Origin of the sequence: Aquimarina rhabdastrellae (assembly GCA_947387485.1) — a bacterium.
In the GTDB taxonomy this organism is placed as follows: Bacteria; Bacteroidota; Bacteroidia; order Flavobacteriales; family Flavobacteriaceae; genus Aquimarina.
In genome coordinates, this window is the sequence record CANDNT010000006.1 from 23,860 (window position 1) to 46,296 (window position 22,437).

The 22,437-nt window shown below is 29.8% G+C and carries 17 protein-coding genes and 1 pseudogene; 7 read left to right on the forward strand and 11 right to left on the reverse strand.

The annotated features are described in order from the left end of the window. The first annotated feature begins 30 nt into the window (after positions 1-30). Complete coding sequence (locus ACYEKI_RS11010; protein ID WP_459211245.1) at positions 31-912, forward strand: hypothetical protein; 882 nt, start codon at positions 31-33, stop codon at positions 910-912. Between the two features lie 168 nt (positions 913-1,080). Here the strand turns inward: ACYEKI_RS11010 and ACYEKI_RS11015 are convergent, their stop codons facing one another. Continuing rightward, positions 1,081-1,407: a helix-turn-helix domain-containing protein gene (locus ACYEKI_RS11015; RefSeq protein ID WP_459211246.1), complete on the reverse strand. Its 327-nt coding sequence runs from the start codon at positions 1,405-1,407 to the stop codon at positions 1,081-1,083. 1,217 nt (positions 1,408-2,624) lie between these two features. Here ACYEKI_RS11015 and ACYEKI_RS11020 point away from each other — a divergent pair. The 5 genes and pseudogenes from ACYEKI_RS11020 to ACYEKI_RS11040 all read left to right on the forward strand — a co-directional run bounded on the left by ACYEKI_RS11020 (position 2,625) and on the right by ACYEKI_RS11040 (position 6,051). Next, complete coding sequence (locus ACYEKI_RS11020) at positions 2,625-3,293, forward strand: hypothetical protein (protein WP_459211247.1); 669 nt, start codon at positions 2,625-2,627, stop codon at positions 3,291-3,293. Between the two features lie 52 nt (positions 3,294-3,345). Further along, positions 3,346-3,807 (forward strand): DUF4348 domain-containing protein, encoded by a 462-nt coding sequence (locus tag ACYEKI_RS11025; RefSeq protein WP_459211248.1) that lies wholly within the window; start codon positions 3,346-3,348, stop codon positions 3,805-3,807. A 328-nt stretch (positions 3,808-4,135) separates the two neighbouring features. Beyond that, positions 4,136-4,741 (forward strand): ExbD/TolR family protein, encoded by a 606-nt coding sequence (locus ACYEKI_RS11030; RefSeq protein WP_459211249.1) that lies wholly within the window; start codon positions 4,136-4,138, stop codon positions 4,739-4,741. Between the two features lie 24 nt (positions 4,742-4,765). Continuing rightward, a pseudogene (locus ACYEKI_RS11035) lies at positions 4,766-5,244 on the forward strand (ExbD/TolR family protein). Between the two features lie 108 nt (positions 5,245-5,352). Then, a complete protein-coding gene (locus tag ACYEKI_RS11040; RefSeq protein WP_459211250.1) occupies positions 5,353-6,051 on the forward strand; it encodes a porin family protein in 699 nt (232 codons plus the stop codon). On the opposite strand, the gene ACYEKI_RS11045 is transcribed toward ACYEKI_RS11040, so the two are convergent. From ACYEKI_RS11045 to ACYEKI_RS11070, 6 genes are all read right to left on the reverse strand, one after another. Continuing rightward, positions 6,046-6,603, reverse strand: coding sequence for a hypothetical protein (locus ACYEKI_RS11045; RefSeq protein WP_459211251.1), 558 nt, complete (start codon positions 6,601-6,603; stop codon positions 6,046-6,048). The genes ACYEKI_RS11040 and ACYEKI_RS11045 overlap by 6 nt on opposite strands. Before the next feature lie 47 nt (positions 6,604-6,650). After that, complete coding sequence (gene rpoN / locus ACYEKI_RS11050) at positions 6,651-8,108, reverse strand: RNA polymerase factor sigma-54 (protein WP_459211252.1); 1,458 nt, start codon at positions 8,106-8,108, stop codon at positions 6,651-6,653. Positions 8,109-8,329: 221 nt separating this feature from the next. After that, on the reverse strand, positions 8,330-8,968 hold the full coding sequence (locus tag ACYEKI_RS11055; protein ID WP_459211253.1) for a response regulator: 639 nt from the start codon (positions 8,966-8,968) through the stop codon (positions 8,330-8,332). Between the two features lie 60 nt (positions 8,969-9,028). Next, positions 9,029-9,811 (reverse strand): sensor histidine kinase, encoded by a 783-nt coding sequence (locus tag ACYEKI_RS11060; RefSeq protein WP_459211254.1) that lies wholly within the window; start codon positions 9,809-9,811, stop codon positions 9,029-9,031. Then, positions 9,793-10,449: a hypothetical protein gene (locus ACYEKI_RS11065; protein WP_459211255.1), complete on the reverse strand. Its 657-nt coding sequence runs from the start codon at positions 10,447-10,449 to the stop codon at positions 9,793-9,795. Before ACYEKI_RS11065 ends, ACYEKI_RS11060 begins: the two co-directional genes overlap by 19 nt. A gap of 5 nt (positions 10,450-10,454) precedes the next feature. Then, positions 10,455-11,027: a hypothetical protein gene (locus ACYEKI_RS11070; RefSeq protein ID WP_459211256.1), complete on the reverse strand. Its 573-nt coding sequence runs from the start codon at positions 11,025-11,027 to the stop codon at positions 10,455-10,457. 688 nt (positions 11,028-11,715) lie between these two features. Between ACYEKI_RS11070 and ACYEKI_RS11075 the strand changes: the two genes are divergently transcribed. Then, the gene (locus ACYEKI_RS11075; protein WP_459211257.1) at positions 11,716-12,429 is read left to right on the forward strand and encodes a DUF547 domain-containing protein; all 714 of its coding nucleotides are present in this window, start codon (positions 11,716-11,718) and stop codon (positions 12,427-12,429) included. Between the two features lie 53 nt (positions 12,430-12,482). On the opposite strand, the gene ACYEKI_RS11080 is transcribed toward ACYEKI_RS11075, so the two are convergent. The 4 genes from ACYEKI_RS11080 to ACYEKI_RS11095 form a co-directional block, all read right to left on the reverse strand. Further along, positions 12,483-14,168 (reverse strand): hypothetical protein, encoded by a 1,686-nt coding sequence (locus ACYEKI_RS11080; protein ID WP_459211258.1) that lies wholly within the window; start codon positions 14,166-14,168, stop codon positions 12,483-12,485. Between the two features lie 486 nt (positions 14,169-14,654). Continuing rightward, positions 14,655-19,511 carry a DNA repair ATPase gene (locus ACYEKI_RS11085; RefSeq protein ID WP_459211259.1) on the reverse strand — a complete coding sequence of 1,619 codons (4,857 nt, stop codon included), beginning with the start codon at positions 19,509-19,511 and terminating at the stop codon, positions 14,655-14,657. Between the two features lie 104 nt (positions 19,512-19,615). After that, positions 19,616-19,918 carry a hypothetical protein gene (locus ACYEKI_RS11090; protein ID WP_459211260.1) on the reverse strand — a complete coding sequence of 101 codons (303 nt, stop codon included), beginning with the start codon at positions 19,916-19,918 and terminating at the stop codon, positions 19,616-19,618. 412 nt (positions 19,919-20,330) lie between these two features. Further along, the gene (locus ACYEKI_RS11095; protein ID WP_459211261.1) at positions 20,331-22,436 is read right to left on the reverse strand and encodes a flotillin family protein; all 2,106 of its coding nucleotides are present in this window, start codon (positions 22,434-22,436) and stop codon (positions 20,331-20,333) included. Between the last annotated feature and the right edge of the window lies 1 nt (position 22,437).

The following is a 22,437-nucleotide window of genomic DNA, read 5'->3' on the forward strand; positions in this document are numbered from 1 at the left end:
GAATGATTTTTGTTTTAGTGATAAAAAAAAATGAGAAAAATAATATTTATAGTATTAGTAATTTCATTTGGGCATTGTTTTGCCCATAAAAATGTAACTGTTTCTGAAAACTACGGCAATGTAAGGGTTTTGTTTACAACAAGTTTTTATTATGAAGAAATAAACAAAGCTTTGATCATTGGTCAATATGCGGAACGATTATCTAAAAAATTAGATTACAAAGACTCGATAACAATTTGGTTTAAACATGACTATGCGAAAAATAATAAAGATTCTTTTACAATTACTCACGATCTAAAAAATGATCCAAGTAAATCTAACAATATATTTCTAACGCTAACAGATACAGAATATTCAGTCAAAGATATACTCAGACTTCTTGAGTATTCTATTCAAAATGTTAATAAAATAGATAATTGGGATGGAAAGTCTATAATTAAAGAAACTAATACTAAAACTTCTGAATTACTTAATACAATAGTTCAAGAAAAAATCTATAGACCTGAAACCATTCATAAGTTAGAAACCCCTAATAAAGCTGTTTCATATTACTATAAAGATGAAAGTTTTCATATTTATAGGGTTGAAAATGATATAGAAAAAGTACTATTAAAAGTTGAAAATGTTTTTCAATTTAGTTCAGATAATGACTTTGCTACGATTATTTTTGATACCAATGAATCTTTTTATCGTATAGATAACAACAGATTAAGTAAACCTTCGAATCGCATAAAAATAGATAATGCAGAAGGCAATCATATACCATATACTGTGAAAAGTATATCTTATAACAAAACCTCCATATCTTTTTTTAAGTCAAAAAACTCAAATCAACAAAGAGTTATGATTTATTTACAAGATCAAGAAAGATTAGTTCAGAATCTTGATAAGATAATAAGAGAAAACGGATAGTAATTTAAAACAGTAAAAAATCAAGCCACTCAGCCCCTGCTACCGCTAGTTTGTAACTAGTGGCGTTATTGAGTAAGAAAGATATAGAGTTAAAGAGGAAACTATATATATTGAAGAATAAGAAAAAAGCAGTTACAGATGTAAAGTTTGTAGCTGTTTTTTTTGTTATTATAGAATAGATTGAATTTTACGTTTAGCGATAAAGGCATCAATAACAGAGAAGATATGATCTTTATCTTCTTGATCAAACTTAGAGACTTCTAAGATACGATTACGAATATCTTTATCCATTTGCACATCAACTTTCCCTGTAAGATAATCAAGGCTTACATCAAGAATGTCTGCTATTTTACGAGCAATCTCAATAGAGGGAAAGACTTCATTACGTTCGTATCTACCTAATACATTTTTATGAATACCAAGTTGAGCAGCTAACTCAGTTTGAGATATGCTTTGAGTTTTTCTAAGTTCTACGACTGTACTTCCAAAATTCATAAAAAGAAACTTTATAGGTTTTTTACCCCCCGCTACCGCTAGTTTGTAACTAGTGGCGTTATTGAGTAAGAAAGATATAGAATTAAAGAGGGGTCTATAAAAAACTTTGCTCATCTAAGAATACGGAATAAGAAAAGAAGCAGTTACAGGAGTAGAGTTTGTAGCTGTTTTTTATTTAAGTATAGATTCTGATTTTTAAATAAAAATAGAAAGGATGATATATTTACATTAAAAATATTTAACGCTACTATAGAAAGCATAAGCTCATTAGAGGATGAAATATCATTTATAACAATGTTTATTCGAGATAGGTAAAACTCTAAATAGATTTGAAAAAGAAGCTTGTGCAAAATGTTTTGAAAATTATATTAGTAAGAAAAGTATATAGAGAATAGAAAAGCTTTTGACATAGTTTAAGAGGTCTCCAAATAAAATTATGATAACTAAGATTTTAACAATATTAATACTATTAACAATAACATATTTTTTTGCAGATAGAATTATTATTCATTTTCAATTGAAAATAAAAAGAAAGCAAATAATGTTTTTAGTATTGTTAGCATATCTGCTTTTAGATTTTATTTTGGAGTGGATATAATTAATAAGCAATAATTATAAAGAAAAGAAGATGTGTTTAAAAGTAAAATGCGCTATTCGAAGAGAAATGCTTTGATGGTTTATAGCTTTGACGAAGTATGAATATGTAATAAAGGAAGGGAGTTATTTAGAACTAGGGAACTGTTTTTAAATAGACTTATAACAGTTCAAAGAACAATTAAAAAAAGTTTTATAAATGAATGATAAAAAATACAATTAGATATAGTTCAATTCTTTCTTTTTTTCTATCAATAATAGTAATAAGTATATATCTGCTTCCGATGGTATTGGAAAGTAATTTATATAGAAAGGTATTAAGTAATTTAAACTTTTTTGTATTTCATCCTTTATTGATAATATCATTTGGACTATCAATTTATGGTATAAGTTATCTATATAGAAAAAAAGTCTTTAGAAATAAATATTTTGCTTTTAATGTATTGGGAATTCTATTATTTGTTGGTTATATGTATAAAATAATATACGTGATGTTAAATTAGTTAATCAAAGAAAAGTTTGATTTAAGTTATCATATGCTTCTAGTATTAAATTGAATCTTCTGTTAAATGAAGATGATTTACCGTGATATAATATCAAATTAAAAAGTATTAAATCATACTATGAAAAGAATAGATTTATATATAATTATTTTTTTATTGGTTTCATGTAATTCTAATGAATACACCTCTCTTAATGATATAAATTTACCTGAGTTGAATGCTAAAGAAACTAAAGATTATAGAATAGAAGGTAAATATATTAATGGGTATAAAAACGATAAGTGGAATTATTTTAACGATAATAATCACTCTATTATCCATTGGGGGTTATATGAAAAACAAGAGTTGAAAATTAATATTCCTAAATCATGGTTAATAAAAGAAGATTCGAAATACTACTTTTATGCTTTACCTGAGAAAAAAGATGATGATTTCTTTTTAATTAATAGAATTAAAGAAGATAATATAAATTTAAAAAATTTCTTTGATCAAGCCATTCATAAGCTGTTAGATGGTAATACTATAAAAATCACAAATAAACTTTTCTTTAAAATAGAATATGAGAATAATGAAAAATATTATTTGAGATTTGATACAAATGAAGATTCCTACTACATGGTTTATTTAGAGTATAATGGTTACATATATGATATAACCTATAGAACAAAAAATAAAGAAAGAGATATTAATAAACATATATTCAGTGGAATATTATTTAGTTTAACAATAAGTGATTCGAAATTAATAGGAAACCAAAAGAAATTAAAAATTACTCGTTTGAGTTTATAGAAAAAAGTTATCTAATGATTAATTCTAAAATATGATACAAGTTTCGAAAATAATGTTTTCAAATATTATCCTTTTTTGCTTATTAGGGTGTGCCAATAAGAAAGAAGAAATTAAAAATGAGGAAAAGCAGAAACAGATAGTATTTAAGCAACCCAATCAAAAAGATTGTAATCAAGACTTTGAAATGTTTTTTGAGAAATTTTCTAGAGATAGTCTTTTTCAAAAAGACAGAGTTAACTATCCTATAGACTATTCTTTTTATGAAGATGTAACGAGTGAAGAGACTACTATTGAAATTATAAGAAAACCTTCAGAGTTTGATTATATAAATTTCAAAGATGACCTAGAAGCAAAAAATAAGGAATATGATAGGTTTTCTGTAGTTAAAGAAAAAAAATCTGACTTGTTTTTATATAAAAGAATAGGAATTGATAATGGAATAAGAGAAACATATTCTTTTATGAAAATAAGAGGTTGTTGGTTTTTAGTATCAATTTTAGATGAATCAACATAATTTGTGATTTAATAAATTGTGGCATTTGATTAAAAAAGTGTAACACGATTTTATTCTAATATAGAAAAGGAATGATCAATAGTATTCAGATTAAAGAGATCAATTGCTAGATGAATATAGATTCATCTTTTTTTATAATACAATTGCTATCATCAAGAGTACTATTATATAATTGATGATTCAACTTATAAATCCTAAAAATATACCCGTAATTCCGGAATATAGACTATAACTGATTCAAAAATAGCAGCTATGGTATGTGCTTTGTATTAGCGAAAGGAAAGTATAAACTACTTTTTTAATACATGTTTAATAAAAACTTTATGTTATGCGAACAAACAAAGCACCCGAAATTAATGCAGGATCAATGGCTGATATTGCATTTTTATTACTCATCTTTTTTTTGGTAACAACAACCCTCGAAGCTGATAGTGGTATTAGTAGAAAGCTACCTCCACTTCTTGACGAAACTCCTAATATCACTATTAAAGACAAAAACATTTTTGTAGTAGATATAAATAAAAATGATGAGTTACTAGTAGAAGAACAACCTATGCTGTTTGAAGATCTTAAGGCAGCTGCAGTAGCTTTTCTTGATAACGGAGGAGGGCAAGGTGAAGAAACCTGTGCCTATTGCCAAGGTGAAGGTTTGATACAATCTTCAGACAATCCTCAAAAGGCCATTATTTCCCTGCGTAATGATAGAGAAACTTCTTATGAGATGTATATCGCTGTGCAAAATGAATTAATGGCTGCGTATACTACATTACGCAATCGAGAAGCGATGAGATTATATAAGCTGACTTTTGAAGAAATGGAAAGAAAGCTAAAAGATGTTAATGATATGGATGATAAGATCAAACTTAAAGAACATATTAAAAAGATTAAAGCATTGTTTCCAGAGAAATTATCTGAAGCCGAGACACGTAAATAATTCAATAATCAAAACAACATAGTTATGTCAAAATTTAAAAATAGAAAAACCAAAGAGTTACCTGCAATTTCTACAGCCTCACTACCCGATATCGTATTTATGTTATTATTCTTTTTTATGGTTGCTACAGTAATGCGCAAAAATACCTTGATGATTGCTAATGAACTGCCTATTGCAAATCAAGTCGAAAAACTAGATAAAAAAATAGAGTAATGTATATCTATGCTGGAAAACCAAGTACGAGATATAAGCAATATGGTAATGAAGCAAGAATACAGCTCAATGATAAATTTGCCAATGTAGACGAAGTTAAAGCTTTTGTTTTGGAAGAAAGAGCAAACAAACCAGAAGAATTACATCCATTTTTGATTACAGCATTAAAAGTTGATGGAAAGACCAATATGGGATTAGTAGGTGATATCAAAAAAGAATTAAGAGAAGTCAATGCTTTAAAAATTAATTACACGACTCGTACTGGAGAAGTAGAACAAAACTTTCAATAAACGCTTTATGATAATAATCTTATACAAAGGAGAGTTCTCTATAAAGAATCCTGTTTAACGCAGGATTTTTTGTAGTTTTAACCTATAATTATTGATAAAGCTTATAAGGTGCGAATACTCATTGCTATTTACTTTTTAATATTACCGCTAATTTCTTGGAGTCAAGAAAAGGAAGTTAAACCTCATCAGACTTTAGATTCATTATATCGCGAAGATCAATTTTATGCAGGGTTTACATTTAATCTCTTATTTAATATGCCTACAGATGTATCTCAATCTGGTTTTTCTGGAGGAATGCATCTAGGATATACTAGAGACATGCCTATCAATAAAAAGAGAAATATGGCAATAGGTTTAGGTGTAGGATATTCTGGAAATACCTATGGGCAAAACCTTTTTATAGGAGAAGAAGAAGGGAATGAGCAAAGTATTTTTTCGAGTTTAAAAGATGTAGAATTTAGTACCAATAGATTTACTACACATCTTGTAGAAGCTCCACTAGAATTTAGATGGAGAACATCAAGATCATCAAGTCATAAGTTTTATAGAATATATACCGGATTTAGATTTGGATATTTATTTGCGTTTAAATCCAATTTTGAACAACCTAATAATACCGTTAGACAAACTAAGATAGACGAGTTAAATCGCTTTAGATTTGGTACTACCTTTACTTTTGGATGGAATACCTTTAACTTTCATTTTTACTATAGTTTAAATCCGCTCTTTAATAATGACGCCATGATAGATGGTGAAACAGTAGGTTTAAACACTTGTAAAATAGGATTAATGTTTTATATCCTATAACCAGAAATTAAGTAAGGTGAGTTGTGGTATGATACCTAATAATAACCCTAAGATTAATTCTAAATTTGTATGGGCTTTGTCGTGTAATCTAGACGTAGCTACCATTCCGTTTGCTACCATCTGAAAAGCAATTAATAGTGTAAGGTTAATATTGAAATGAATACTCAAAGCAATAGTAAACATTGTAATAGCACCTGTACCTAGCATATGCAAACTAGGCTTGATATTAAATAGCGTGATAAACACAGCGCTTAAAGATGAAATTAAAGCTCCTAAGAAGAAATAATACAATTCTGGATAATCATATAGATTGACTACTAGTTTTGTTACAAAAAGTAATAATAAGCTTTGTAATAACAAAGGAATCTTACGTTCATTAGGTGTTTTAAGATGAATAGAAGATACAAATCCCAAATTTTTAAGTAAAAAATAAAGAATAATAGGAATGATCACAGTAATGATAAACAGTCCTAATATTTTTGTTTGTATAATGGTTTCTGGTGTAAACCTAGGCGAAATCATAAAATACATAATAACCCCAACTATAGGCATTAAGATGGGGTGAAAAATATAGGAAAAGCTCTTTAATACAATGTTCATTATATTTTCTTTCTCAAACGAGCTACTGGTATATCCAATTGTTCTCTGTATTTTGCTACAGTTCTACGAGCGATAGGATACCCTTTTTCTTTTAATATAGCAGCTAACTTTTCGTCGGTTAATGGTTTTCTTTTATCTTCTTCACTTATGGTAATCTCTAGGATCTTTTTAATTTCTCTAGTAGAAACTTCTTCACCTTGATCATTAGTCATAGACTCAGAAAAGAAATTCTTTATCAGTTTAGTACCATAAGGTGTATCTACGTATTTACTATTAGCAACACGAGATACCGTACTTACATCCATACCTATTTCATCTGCGATATCTTTAAGAATCATAGGCTTTAAATTACGTTCATCACCACTTAAAAAATATTCTTTTTGGTAGTGCATGATAGCACTCATCGTGAGAAATAAGGTTTGTTGTCGTTGTTTAACAGCCTCTATAAACCATTTTGCAGCATCAAGTTTTTGCTTGATAAATAAAACGGCATCTTTTTGAGATTTTGATTTTTCTTTACTCTCTTTATATCCTTGCAACATATTGTTGTACTCTCTAGAGACGTGTAGTTCTGGAGCATTACGGCCATTAAGTGTAAGTTCTAATTCGCTATCAATAATTTTGATAGAAAAATCAGGAACTACGTGTTCTATAATGCGATTACTACCAGCATACGCTCCACCAGGTTTAGGATTGAGGTGTTCAATTTCTGAAATAGCTTCTTTTAGTTCCTCTTCGGTAATGTCAAACTTACTTAATAACTTATCATAATGTTTTTTAGTAAAATGATCAAAAGCGTTTTCTAAAATTCCAATAGCTAACTTTATAGGAATGGTTAATTCTTTTCGCTTAAGCTGTATTAATAAGCACTCTTGTAAATTGCGAGCTCCCACACCTGCAGGATCTAATTGCTGAACAATTTTAAGTATCTCTTCAATTTTATTTTCCTCAGTATAGATGTTTTGAGTAAATGCCAAATCGTCCATAATGTCAGGAAGAGATCTGCGTATATAACCACTTTCGTCTACACTACCTACAAGAAAAGTAGCAATTTCAAATTCAGTATCATCAAGACGATAGGTGTTAAGCTGAGATTTTAAATATTGATTAAATGAAGTTCCTGAAGCATAAGGTACACTTTTCTCTTCATCATCTACACTATAATTATTTGAGTTTAATCTATAACTTGGGATTTCGTCATCACTTAAATATTCATCAACATTGATTTCGGTTTCGATAACCTCTGTACCATAATCATCTTCTGCACCATCATTGCTAAAAGTGTCTTCTAAGTCATTAACACTTTCTTTACCACTATCCAAAGCTGGATTTTCTTCCATTTCTTGCTTGAGTCGTTGTTCAAATGCTTGCGTAGGCAATTGAATCAATTTCATCAATTGAATCTGTTGGGGAGATAGCTTTTGTGATAACTTTAAGTTTAATTGTTGCTTTAACATAGAATATATAAGTCCTTACATTCACAAAAATAAGTAAAAACCGTTCATCTATGAATGTTTTGGTTGGTTTTGATTAGTATAATACGCTTGCTTAAATAGTATAAGAGCAGTACTAGTATAACAATAAATGCACCAAAATTATTTTAACCTGACAATAAAATTAAAAAATAAAAATAGACTTTTTTGTATAATGTTGTTTTGTAGTTGTTTATGTTTTTTTGTCAAGGAATAAAAATTTTATTTTTTATGGCATAAACAACTAAACCTGTCCGATTCCTTATATTAAGCTTTTCAAAAAGGACATCTCTATAGCCTTCAATAGTTTTTGGGCTTAGGCACATTTCGCTAGCAATTTCTTTATATGTTTTTTCTGTACAAGCATGTTTTATAAATTCAATTTCACGCTCTTTGAGATGAACAGATGATTTGTGAGAAGCATTTAAAGAACCCAATAATAAATTGGTAACATCTTTTGTATGATAAAATCCAGTTTCTTGTACTTCGATAAGTGCATTTTCGAGTATACTTTTTTCTGTATCTTTTAATAAATAACCTTTTGCTCCTGCTTTTAACATCTTGAGTATGGTTTTGTCGTCTTCTTCTACAGAGAGTGCCAATACATTAACTTGAGGGTAATGTTCTTTAAGATAAAGTGTAGTTTCAATACCGTTCATGATAGGCATATTGATATCCATAAGAACAATATCTGGAATGTTTTTTGGATTTTTGAATTTGGTTAATAATTCTTGTCCGTTTTTACATAGATAAAGCACTTTAAATTTGGCAAAACCAGCTACAAGCCCACCTATAGCTTGAGATAATAAAACATGATCTTCGACAATAACAACAGAATATTTCACAGTTTTGAGTTTTTAAGAGGAGTTTTGATATAATCTTTATTAAGATAAAGCATTTTGAACTTATGAGGGAAGAGGTTCTTTTTCTTTTATATAAAAATAGGTTAAAGTAATTGTAGTACCATAATCTTCTTTAGAAAATAAATCAACTTCGGCATTAATTAATTTGGCTCTGCTTTTCATGTTAGTAAGACCTATACCAGAATGTAAATGATGCTCACCAATGGTAAAACCTATTCCGTTATCACGAGCATGTATGACTAATTTATCCTCTTGATAATCTAGAGAAACATGGAGTTGAGAAGCTTTAGAATGTTTTATAGTATTGCTGAAAAATTCTTGCAAGATTCTAAAAATGATAATCTCTACTTTTTTATCTATATCATAGAGATCATCTGTTGTAGATAGACTAGCTTCTATAAATTGTAAGCGGTTAAAACGTTCAACTTCTAATTGAATAGCTTCTATTAGACTTAAGTTTTTTATAGCATCTGGATTGATAAGTTTTGACAAAGCTCTTAATTCTGTAAGGCTTTTGCTTAAGGTATCTATAGCATCGGGCAACTTACTAGGATCATCTTGTGCTATATTGGCTTGAATTTTTGCTAAAGTTAATAGTTGGCCAATGTTGTCATGGAGTTCCCAACTAATATTACGTAGCGTTTCTTCTCTAATTTCTATTTGAGTTTCGGCAATTTCTTGTTCATATTTTTTTTTGGCTTCACGTTGTTTATATAACAACTCATTTTTTCTTTTTTGAAAGATCACAAAAAGAGAAATGACCATAATAATGATGATCACAAGTACAATACTTGCTATTAATAAAGCTATCTCTTGTCGCTGCATATAAAACCAATAATAAAACAAGTATACATTGTAATACCCAGTATTAAATTTACTAAAATTAATATAGTTGCATCAGTTAAATACTCGTAATAATTACGAAGAATTCTAAAAGGAATATTTCCTACATAATAAATAAGCAAACCTACACTGATCCAAAAGAGTAGGTTTTTTTTAACATGCAGTACTTTTTCAGAGTTTAAAACCTCTTGAAAATAGAGTAGAATAGTAGTGACAACTCCTACTGCGGCTATGATATAGGGGATTCTTTGAAAAGCCAGTAAATAATTTTCAAAAAAACCATTGATGATCAAAGAACCCCAATAGAGTAAACAACATGCAAGAGCTATTTTTTTATTAGTATTATTTTTTAGATGATTTTTATATAAAAAATAGATGTAAGTAAAATTGATAAGATTGTAGATATTGTTGAGTATAGCCGTATTCATATCAGAAGTTAACCTAAGATAAAGACCAATAAATTCATTAGCTACAATATACCACAGGATATAGACATAATACTTTAACACAGGTACATCTTTATATTTATGATAATAAAAAGTACCTGCGATGGCTGTCAATACTTCAAAACCAACACCTATTTTTATACAGAAAGTTAAAAAATCATTACTTAAATTCATAATACTTAGTGATTCCCTTTTGGCGGAGACCCAGTGAACTCATTTGCGATTAAACTATTTTGATCTGAATTGTCTGAATCATTTTGACGTTGATTTTTTGCAAAAAAGACACGTTCTTTACTATTGGTTTGCTCAAGTACGTCTCTTAAAAGATTGATATTTAGATTTTCATCTAAAGTATATCCTAAATGTACTCCTTTTTCTTCTACTGTAGGTGTAATAAATATAGTTTGTCTCTTTGAATATTCTTTTGAATCATTACGGACATAACCTTCACTATATTCTGCAAAGTAGATACGAATACCACTAGGTTCAACCTTGGCTTTTTTTGAAAGTTGTTTGATATATCCTAAATAATTATATAGATCATCTAGATCATAAAAAAGAGAGCGAGTAGGCTGAGATTCTTTGTCGTTATCACCTATTCCGTCATAATATTTATGTATAAGTTCGGCTCTATTAGTATAATTATGATACATCTCAACTGCTTGATCAACCTTAATGATGTTTTTAGGTTTTTTATAATAATCGGGTTTTGGTTTACAAAATTTATGTAATAATTTACAAATAATACTCATCGTTTTGGATTTTAAAAGTCTACTCAAAAATACAATGAAGCATTAGGATTGAAAAGTGAGTTTTTTAAGTTTTTAATGTAAGTGCTTGCTTTTTAATGGTTTTGTTTTTCTTTTTAAGGTGTTTGTTGTTATAAGTTAGGGTTTTTGTCCCCCAATAAAAAAAGGGGGATTAACTGTTGTATAGTTAAGTAGAAAGGATTAAGATGATTGGAAATGTTAATGTTTTCTTAAAATATGATTTTTAACAGTTTAAGTTGAAATGTGTCTAGAGTTTGATAAAAGTGCTAAATGAAATATAAAAACAGAACAAACTGTAAGCTACTAGTACGTTTTGAGATGTTTATGGGAATAACGTAAAATGAAATAAGTTATATAAAAATAAAAACAAGAAAGAAAAAACCTACATAAAATATGTTAAAGTGTTGTTTTTGAATAATAAAATATAGTATGTTTGGGAAGTATATTATGATGTGTTTATTATGAATGATTAAAAATGAGAAATTCGTAATTATAACAAAAATATATTTCTACAAGTGATTATGGTAAGGGGAAACACCTAAATTACTATTTAAGAAATTAACTTCCTAGGTATAAAAATTCTCGATAATAATCGAGCAGGGTGGGGTATATAGTTACGAAAAGATCATTTTAGGCTATTAACTAACTTTTAATTATTAACGAATCAAAAATGAAAGTACTTAGGCTAATGCTGATTATACTGATGAGTGGGGGAACGTTTAGCGGTATAAAAGCTCAAAGTAAAGTTGATCACATGTCGTGGGATCAAGTATTAATTCTCAATGTCTCCAAAGATGGAAAAGTAAACTACAAAGGCGTCATACAAGACAGTCCATTGTTGTATAAATACTTTTCGATGATGTCAGAAAATCCTCCAGAAGAAAACTGGAGTGATGAGGAAAAACTGGCATATTGGGTAAATTTATACAATGCAATTGCTATAAAGATGGTAATTGATAATTACCCTATTGATACGATTAAAGACCTACAAGATCCGTGGAATCACCGTTTCTTTAAAATAGGAGATAAAAAGTATAGTCTTGACGATATAGAGCATAAGATCTTGAGAGAAATGAATGACCCTAGAATACATTTCATTATCAATTGTGCTGCAAAATCATGTCCAGATTTATGGAATAGAGCTTATACTGCCGAAAATATTAATAAAGCACTAGATGAACGCACAAGAGCATTTATCAATGATCCTAGATTTAATGTGATTTCTGGAACAGAATTAAAAGTATCTAGAATTTTTGATTGGTATAAAAAAGACTTTGAAGGAAAAGGAAGTATAGAAGATTTTATCAATCGTTATTCTGAAGTTCAAGTAAGTAAAATTGCTAAAGATAATTTTAAAGAATACGACTGGACTTTAAACAATTAAAAAGCATAGATGAACAAAATAGTAACCGGATTGTATCAACAATCCGGTTTTTTTTATGATAGTTTTAAAAGCGTCTTTAGTTCAATTATAAAAGAATGATGGTCACTAAAGTACTTTTGAGCAATATCTAAAGCCTTTTTATAATACGTATTAGCTGTTTTGATATCTTTTAAGTTATATTTTAATAAATCTCCTCTCAACTTATATAATTGAGCATAATACATGTTAGTATGAGAAGGGAAATATTTTTCTAGTATAGATTCGTAACGATCAATATAAGATTCAAACGTTGTATATTTTTTCTGTTGAAATGATGATAGTGCTAAATTGTAGATAGGAACAGCTTTAGATATATGTTTTTCTTCTTCTATAATAGACAAAGACTTTGTAAACAAACTATCTGCTATAGTATACTTTTTATCATAAAAATTAACGACACCTAATCCATTATATGCTATACTTAGAGAATGTGTAGTCGTTACATTAGCTTTTTTATGAACCTCTAGTGTTTGTTTAAATAAGGAATCTGCAAATCTTCTATGTTGAGGATACTGTACATTGATAGATGCCCAATCATTATATATGTATGTATCTGTTAATAAGGAGTTATAGTTGTTGAAACCCTCTACAAGATTCTTGTTTAGTAAATTAAGGTCAAAAGCGGTTTCAGTTTCAGTATTAATTAAAGCTAGTTGAAGTTTGAGATAGGTATTGTTGAAGAAATCAGATTTAAGATCAAAAATGAGTTGTATATTTTGCTTAGCTTTGGTATAATCTTGAATAGTAAAATAATAATCAAAACGAAGTTTATAGAATCTTGATATTAAATTAATATTATTTTTAAGATCTAAGATAGAGATTGAATGATTTATGTGGTCTATCGTTTTTTTTACTTCTTTAAGTTTTGAAAAGCTTAAATATGCATCGGCTAATAATATTTGTGAATAGGCATAGTTAGAGCTTTCTTGAGGTAATTTTCCATAGCAATCACATGCTTTTTTTGCATAAGATATAGCTTCATGAGAAGAGGTCTTTAAAAGATATTGTGTTTTTTGAAGAAAAAATATACAATGTTCTGGAGTAGCAATTTTCTCAAATTTTGATAAAATATCTTCAGTTTGTGGTAGACTGTCAAATTGATAGTAATTGCTTAACAAATTAGCATAAGTATTGGCGTATCTTAAACGATGATTGATAGTATCTTTTGAGTTGATAGTATCTCTTTCTAAAAAGATAAGGTTAGCTTTACCTAATTCGATAGCATCAGCATAGTATTGTTGTCTAAAATAAAAACTAGCACCTGTTTGTAATAAACTATATAAGTCAGTATGAGTGGTATCAATTGGTTTGAGATGATGTAAAAAGAGAGAATCTAAATGTACTTGAAATTTAGAAATACTATCCAGTTTATCATAAGTATCTAACAAATTCCAGTGAATTCTGTATAGATGGTTTTTTTTTCCTCTAATCGGTTTATAATCTTTAAGAGATACAGTACTATCAGCTTTTTTAAAATAAATTAAAGCTTCTTTATATTCTTGATTATTGTATTTTAAATAGCCTTTATATTGATAAGCATCATATAAATTTGTATAAGCCTTTGATATGGATTTAAGTGGATTAATGCTGTGATATATCCATTTTTTTCCTTTTTGAATGGTTATTTTGGCTTCTTCTATGGCCAAATCATAATCTTTATTTTCAAAGTGAATATCGTATTTTGCTGCAGAATCCCACATCTCGATATTGGCTAGAATAGAAAGGTTATCTTCATTAAATTGTTTTATAATCCATCTATTAAAACTAGAATGATGGGATAGGTTAAAAAAAAGAATATTTAAAATAAAAACAGAGAATACCCTAATGGTGATTTGTTTGTACCCTATAGGAAAGTTTTTTCTTTTGATTAAAAAATATATGCCGAAGAAGAAGAGTATACAGCTATTGAGTAAAATAAAAATAAGGTAAGCATCTGTATTTGAGAAACTAGTATAGAAGAAAATGGAAAAAAGTGAGATTCCTAAAAAAAAACCAACACCCATTAAAAGGTAAATATGCTCTTTTTTTGAATAGAACAATTTATGACTTTTAAATATATATAAACCTATAACACACAGTAGCATGATATAGAAGAGAAATTTTAAAAAAGGAATAGGAGTTAATACTAATAAAAAACTACTCACCAAGGCGAGTAGTAGGTATTTTTCGATTGATTTCATATAAAATTATTTTCCTAAACCTTCTTTTAATACATCTTGAATTCCAGATAAATGTTCGCTAAACTGCATGAGTTGTGCCAGAACTTGAGCCATTTCATTTTTATCTCCAAAACCTTTAAGCTTGTTGTTCTTCACAAAAGTTTCTTTGATCATTTTCCAGCGTTCTTGTTCTTCTGGATTAATGATTTGAGTCATTTCTTTGTATTTTAACAAGTTGGCTTCGGCAGCACTAGTCAACGTTTGAGATTCACTTTCGTAATGCGATAATAATAAACTTTGCAATTCTTTTTCATTCATAATAGGAACTACTTTTGCTACTAATTTATTCATATCTCTATACGAACCTTGTAATTTAAAAGATGGTTCTATACGGTTGATATCTTCCATTGCAGCAGATTTGATATAAGTGGTATTAACCTGCATTACCGTATCTCTAATTGTCACTACTTTTTGTAAAACAGAAAGGTAATCTTGTATCTCTTGTTTGGTATGATTTCCTTGAAGTTCTATACCTTCTGGATTATCAGATTCTGCCATTTCTATAAAACGATATACATCGTCAAAATGTTTACTACTTAATTGATGTAAAATAGGATTAGAAGTCATCGCATTTTCAATTAAACTCAATTTAAACAAATCGGCAGTGTCACCTATAATATCCCCAAGATTATAAATGTCGGCACGATTGGCAAGCATATCAGGAATCTGGAATTTATCTCCACTTTCTGTATATGGATTTCCAGCCATAATAACGCAGAATTTTTTACTGCGTAAATCATAAGTTTTTGGTTGTCCTTTATAAACTCCTTCTATTTTACGAGTACCATCTGCAAGCGAAATGAATTTTTGTAGAAATTCAGGATTACAATGTTGTATATCATCTAAATATAACATTACATTATTTCCCATTTCAAAAGCGAGATTCAACTTTTTCAATTCTTCTCGTGCAGCAGCATTGTTTGCCGACATAGGATCTACCGAGGTAACCTCGTGACCAATAGCAGGACCGTTAATTTTCATAAATACCAAACCTAATCGATTTGCCATATATTCCATTAAAGTCGTTTTACCGTACCCAGGAGGAGAAATCAAAAGTAACATTCCCATACGGTCTGTGCGTTTATTATCACCTACACTACCTAATTGTTTTGCTAGATTATCTCCAAATAAGGGTAGATATAATTGATCGATCAATTTATTTCTAACAAATGATGATAAAACCCTAGGTTTAAATTCATTTAATTTTAAATCCTCTTTTAATTGTTCTGTAACCAGATGTTTTGCTTCTCGATAAGCTTCAAAAGCAGGGACTTCTATAGACAAGAATTGTTCTAATTGTGCTATGAATTGATGATAATTAAAATCATAAACACCTTCTTTGATCGTATTGTGACTACCATTAAGTCCCGAAATAGGTTGATGAGGTGTCATAAAAATAACTTCGGTGTTAGATTCATGATGAAATATCACTAAGCAAACTAATTCGTGTATATAGTCAATACGATTGGGTTGTGCTAGATGTATATAAGAACTTACCCATTGATTTGCTAACTGAATTTTCTCTGCTACGTTATCTAAGAGGTCTAACTGAGTTCTAAGCTTACTATAGCTTTCTTTTTGTTTTAAGGTTTGAATAAAACTTTCATATAACTCATAAGCAGTTTGACTTATACCAATCGTTGAGGTTTGTAATTCTTCAAATAAATAATGAGCTATGATGTTGTAATCTTCACAAGTATACCAATTTGTCGTTTGAGCAAAATCAGTTATTTGTTTAGATAACTCATGTACAATATCTAGGTAGGTTGTACTTTCTGGAAATATATGTAATACTTCACCAGCAGCTTTAACTTTTCTGCTCCATTGTTCCTGAACTTCAGTCGAAATACTATTCCAAAAATAAAGCGCATGAGCACGAATGGTAGGTGCATAGGTTAATAAGCCTAAATCATGATGTTTTGTCAATAAGACTTTTAAAATTTTTGAAGCATCTACATCATGAACGCCTTTTACATATCCTTCGGTATAACTTTTACTACTTTCGGTTTTTATAATATCTAATAACGCTTCTTCGGTTAAAGTGGGAGACAAGGATTGATTCTTGAATATCTTATAAGCCAAAAATGCACTTCGATAAACTTCGTTGTTTTCTGAAATTAATTCTTGATCCCAATACTTTTTTGATTGTAATAAAATCTCATTATCAATTTCTTGATAAAAATCTGTACCTGTTAGATGATAAGATAAAGTCTGATCTTTATAAACAATGGTAAGATCAAGTGGTTGACGGTTTACACCAAATTTATGTTTCCCTAATTTAATGATGTTTTCTCCATCCTCATAAAGATCTTTTTTGTCTTTTAATTTACGGATAGCATCTTCTTTGGCAACCTTTAAAGCAGTCTCTACCATTTCGGCTTTTCCGGCATCATCTAATTCTAATAATTGCTGAATGATGTCTCTAAGCTTATTGATCATTAAATCCGAAGCAAAATAACCATTGATATCAGTTACTTCGGTAAAACTTAAGGCTTTTTTGGTAACTCCTTTAAGAATTCTATTTGCAGCATTTTCTAGTGCTACAGCTTTCTTGTTTCGAGCTTCTATCAAACTACTCTTGCGAGCTTCAAAAGCATTATAAACCTCTTCTCGTTTTTCAATGATCTGAGTGATAAAATCCTCAAAATCTGCAAAACGTCCTTCGAGATCTTCTAATTGTACGGATACTTTATTTAGAAGTTCATCGGTTTTTTCTGGTGTAGCAGCAATATCGAGATAATTGATAATACTTTGATCTACAAGTTTTAACTGCGCAGCAAATTCGGCACTAGCCTCTTTACTACCCAAAGATTTTATTTTGTTTTTAATTCCTGCTTTTAATTGATTTATAGTGGCAAAAATTAAAGAGATGTTATCTATAATTTTGGTAGAGTGCGAAGTGTCTTCGATCTGCAAATTGGATACAATATCAATAAGCATTTCGAGATCAGTTGCAATTTGAGCAACTTCTTCTTCTAGCTTTTTAGCAGTAATAACCTTAGTAACCTTATCAAGTTGTCCTTGTTTCTCTTCTACACGTGAGTGATAAGGTAGTAGGGCTTTATCATCTAATAAAAACTGTACACAACGGTATGATATTTTTTCGTTGTATTCGGCAATCTCTTCTTCTAATGTTTTTATAAAAGAACTATCTACATAACGTATATCATGAAGCCCAATAACTTCACCTCTTAAAGTGCGAAGTTGAGCCAAAATTTGGACAAAATCATCAATAGATTTAAACGAACTACTTTTTATTTTACCAAAAACGTGAGTCGCCTTTTCTTGAGTTTCTTTTGTGGTTTTGGCAGCAGTTTTACGTAATTGGACTACTTTTTCAAATTCGTCAATAGCAGCATTGGCTGCATTACTTATTTCGCTTAATGGTAGATCTAATCTGAATGTTTCTTCATCTCTAATCCAGTAATAACTATCAATAATATCTGTAGATGCCGTTGTGATATCAAGATATAGCCCATCATAACTGTCTTCTTTGTTTAATAATGTAATTAATGCATGACACTCGGCCATTGCTTTTACAATATCCTTATTACCGATTTTATACAAGAGTGCATCAGTATGTTCTGATGGTAGCGTATTACCTTTTACAAAAGGAGTCTGCCATATTTGAATAACATGATGCCTAGTTTGTTCATTTTCTGTTTTGAAATAACAAAGCTCTCCGTTTTCTAAGGTGGTATACCCATTACAAACAATAGGCGTTTTAACCTCTTGTTCGATCACGTTATAACCCATTAAGATATAGAGTCCTTTTTGACTTTCGTAGAAAACATAGAAATAATCTTCACCATTAGGCGAACTGATTTTCTTTTTGAATTTTACGTGTTCTATACCATTCCCAAAAAGCTTGAATTCACCAGATTGTAAGTAATATCCATTAGGATAAATAATCCCTTGATCATCTGGTAATAAAACACAAGAGTATTGTATACTAGGTATTTTTTTTACCTCTTGAATTTTGTGATTGTAAACAAAATATTGAGCAGGTTCTTGAAAAGGTTTTATTTCTAGCGCGATGAGGTTTCCTAAATCTGCATAGCGATACTGTCCGTCATCGAGTGTTTGATCAACATGCTCTACAGCTTCATTGTAGATACCTTTACCATCGTCTGTATTATCTTCAATTTTAATAGTTAAATCACCACCTATAGTTTCTACAAAAACTTTATCTAGTATAGAAATATGAGGATGTTCTCCATAACGATGCATGTCTCGAGTTACCTCTGTCCAATTGAATTCATGCTGTGTAGGAAATGTAAATTCATGTTCGCTACGATTGTCTATATAGGTAAGTTGATTTTCATTAATCAACCATTTAAAAGTCTTGATATCAGTAACACTTTCACTAAGCTGAAATACCATATGAAGGTAATTACCCATTATGGCAAACTTAGAAAAGATCGTGTTTCTATAATATTTATAAAGATTTGAAAAATCATTAAGAAAAGTAGCATCATTAATCATGTCTAGAGGCTGCAAAACAAAATGATCCTCTTCATAAGTATAAATACTAAAAACATCACTTAATGCTATTTCTGTACGCAATCCAAAATGCACATTATAACCAAAAAGACAATAATTACCTATGGTAACAATATCACGAGCAATACAATTGTTTTCGGTATTGATGCGATTATTAGCAATGAGTTTGGTTTCTACATTTCCAAAAACTTCTTTACGAGAATTATTTAATTGTGTAAGGCGATGTTGAAGTTCACCTTTGTGTTTTTGTAAACGCTTCTGGATGATTTCATAAGTTCCGCCGTCTAATTGTGTATTTGGATTGGTAGTGTTTTCTTTCATAATGTACCCTAGATTAAGGTAAGTGTTAGCGTTTTTGTATCGTTTTTTGAATGTATTTTATTCTGGTAACTAAAATAGTTATTTAGTGTAATAAAAAATATAGTTTAATGAGGTTCCCAACCTATTTGGCCTAAATTAGAAAAATAGACTCCTATTACTTTAAAAAGTAAGAACAAGACTATGATACTTACAATAACAACGAGTATATTAATGTATCGTTCGTTTTGTTGTTGTCGCTTTAATTTATATCGAATTTTTTCTAAAGTTTCTTTGGTTACAGGCTTTACCTCAATGCCTTTACTTTTTTTATCGTTAGCTGTCCATCCGTCATAGGCCTTTCTCTTAACGCTACGATTATTATTTTTTATAGCTGTAATCATGGCTTGCGCCGATCCAAATCCTCCCATAATAAGTCGTTTTTTAATTGATGAATGTTAAAATACAGTTCGTTTTGTGATTAAATTAATAGCCATATAATTAAACTTATAAGTATTAAAAAAATAATACAATTTAAGACTATAATGATAGTGTTGTGGAATTTTATTGTTCTCTTAATTTCTTTTAGGATCTGATGAGAAGAACAATGTGAATTGCTGTTAGTTTTTTGATGTTTAATAATAAAATAATACTATAGATTCTCGAATGATGGTTTTAAGAAATCAAACAAATAGTAATGTTTGATTAGAAGCTATATTATCTTATTAAAAGATTTTAATAAGTAAAAGAACTTTGAATTATACCATTTTATAATTTAAAGTAAAAATGGTATGGGTTAAATAGAGCCTCTCGATAGGAGAGAGGCTCAAAACTATTGGTTAATTAAATTTGATCAATTTTTTTATCAGAAAGCCCTAATCCTTTTGCAAGATTAAATAGATTACTGAATAAGTTATTTTCTGAAGCATCTGTAGACTTTTGTTTTAAATCCATTAAAAGATTAGCAATAGTCAGATTTTTGATGTCCTCTGAAGAGATACCATATTTTGTAGCAAACTCTTTAACTTTGTTTAATAGATTACCTTTAACATCATCGCTACCTAAGATAGCATCTTTTACATCTTGTATATTATCAGAATGTTGGACCAATCTATCAAATCCTTTAGCTTTTGTTACTTGACCAATGATTTGATCAAAGAACATAGTTTCACCACCTACGATATCAATATTAGCAGCTCTTAAGGCTTCACCTATTACTTGAGCTTGAGCATCGGCGATTTCTTTTTGGATATTGATTTGAGCCAATTCAACTTTTAATTCTTTATCTAGGCGTAATTTGAATTCTTCATGCTCTTTACCTACACCGTCAAGTTTCTTCATCGCTTCAGCTTTTTCTTCAATACCTGCAGCTTCTGCCAATGCTATTTCTTTATCTCCGGCAGCTTGAGCTAGTGCTTTTTCTTTGATTACTTCGGCTTCTGCAATACCTTCTTCTTTAACAGCTTCGGCTTTAGCTAGAATTCCAGCAGCCTCTGCTTTAGCTTTTTTCTCAATGATATTAGCTTCTACAAGACCTTGACGCTCATTTGCATCTGCTTTGGCATGCATTACTTGAGCCTCAGACATACCGATAGTAGCTTCTTCTTTGGCAGTTGCTTCAGCCAATGTTTTACGAGCTTCAGCTTCTTTCTCGCTAGCTTCTTTTTGCGCTTGAGCTTCGATATTAATTTCTTCAGCTTTTTGTTTAGCAGCTTCTTTTTGTGCTTCTGCCTCTTTGATCGTTTTGATTAAAGATTCTTGAGCATCAGCTTCGGCTATAGTAATTTTCACTTGCTTTTCACGATCTGCAGTTTTAAAAGCTTCAATATCTTTCATATTCTCTTGCTCTTCAACCACACCTTTTTCTAGCATTACACGATCGCGAATAACATCTTGAATGTTTTTCTTTTCTACTTCAACAACCTTTTCTTTCTCTATTTGGGCAAGTGTAACGATGCGTTCGCGTTCTGTAGCTTCAAGCATACGATCTTTTTCTACACGTTCTGTCTCAACAGCATTAGTACGTTGTTTGTTCTTTTCTGCAACAATGATTTGGCGTTGCATGTTTTCTTCGGCTACCTTAACTTTTTCTTCTGTTGCTATACGAGCTGATTCAGATTTAAGGCGCTCTTCTTCAGCAACTTTTAGCATTTCTGCTTCTTCACGAGCTTTAATATTAGCAATTTCACGACGTTGTTGCTCTTCTTTTTCTGCTAATTGCTTATCTAGTTCAAGAATAGCTTCGCGAGCTTCAACATCTTGTTTGCGAATTACTTTTTCTTCGTCACGTTTGATAAGGTTAGCCTTAATATTTTGCTCAGCAGTTAATTCTGTGATTTTTTTGATACCTTCTGCATCTAGAATATTATCCTGTTTTAATAAATTGACAGGGGTTTGTTCAAGATAATCAATAGCACAATCTTCAAGAGTATATCCGTTAAGATCAGTACCAATAATACTAACTATAGCTTTTCTAAATTCAGTTCTAGCTTCATAAAGTTCGGTAAATTCAAATTTTTTACCTGCAGATTTTAACGCTTCAGAGAATTTGGCTTCAAAAAGTTCTTCAAGAGTAGATGGATCAGAAGCTCTTTCACAACCTATACTTTGTGCTACTTTTTTAATGTGTTCGATCTCAGGGTTAACTCTTACAAAGAAAGCAACTTTAATATCTGCTCTCATATTATCCTTACATACTAGACCATCTTTGCCAATTCGTTCAATTTGAATTTTTTTAACGGCGATGTCCATGATTTCTAATTTGTGAAAGACAGGTATTACATATATACCTTTGTCTGTTCCAACTTGAGTTCCTTTTCTTCCTGTACGAACTAAAGCTTGTCCCTGAGGTACTTTTTTATAGAACATTGCTACTATAGCAAAGTATACTATAATTAAGAATAGCACAACTCCTAGTCCGATTCCGATTAATGATAAGATGTTATCCAAA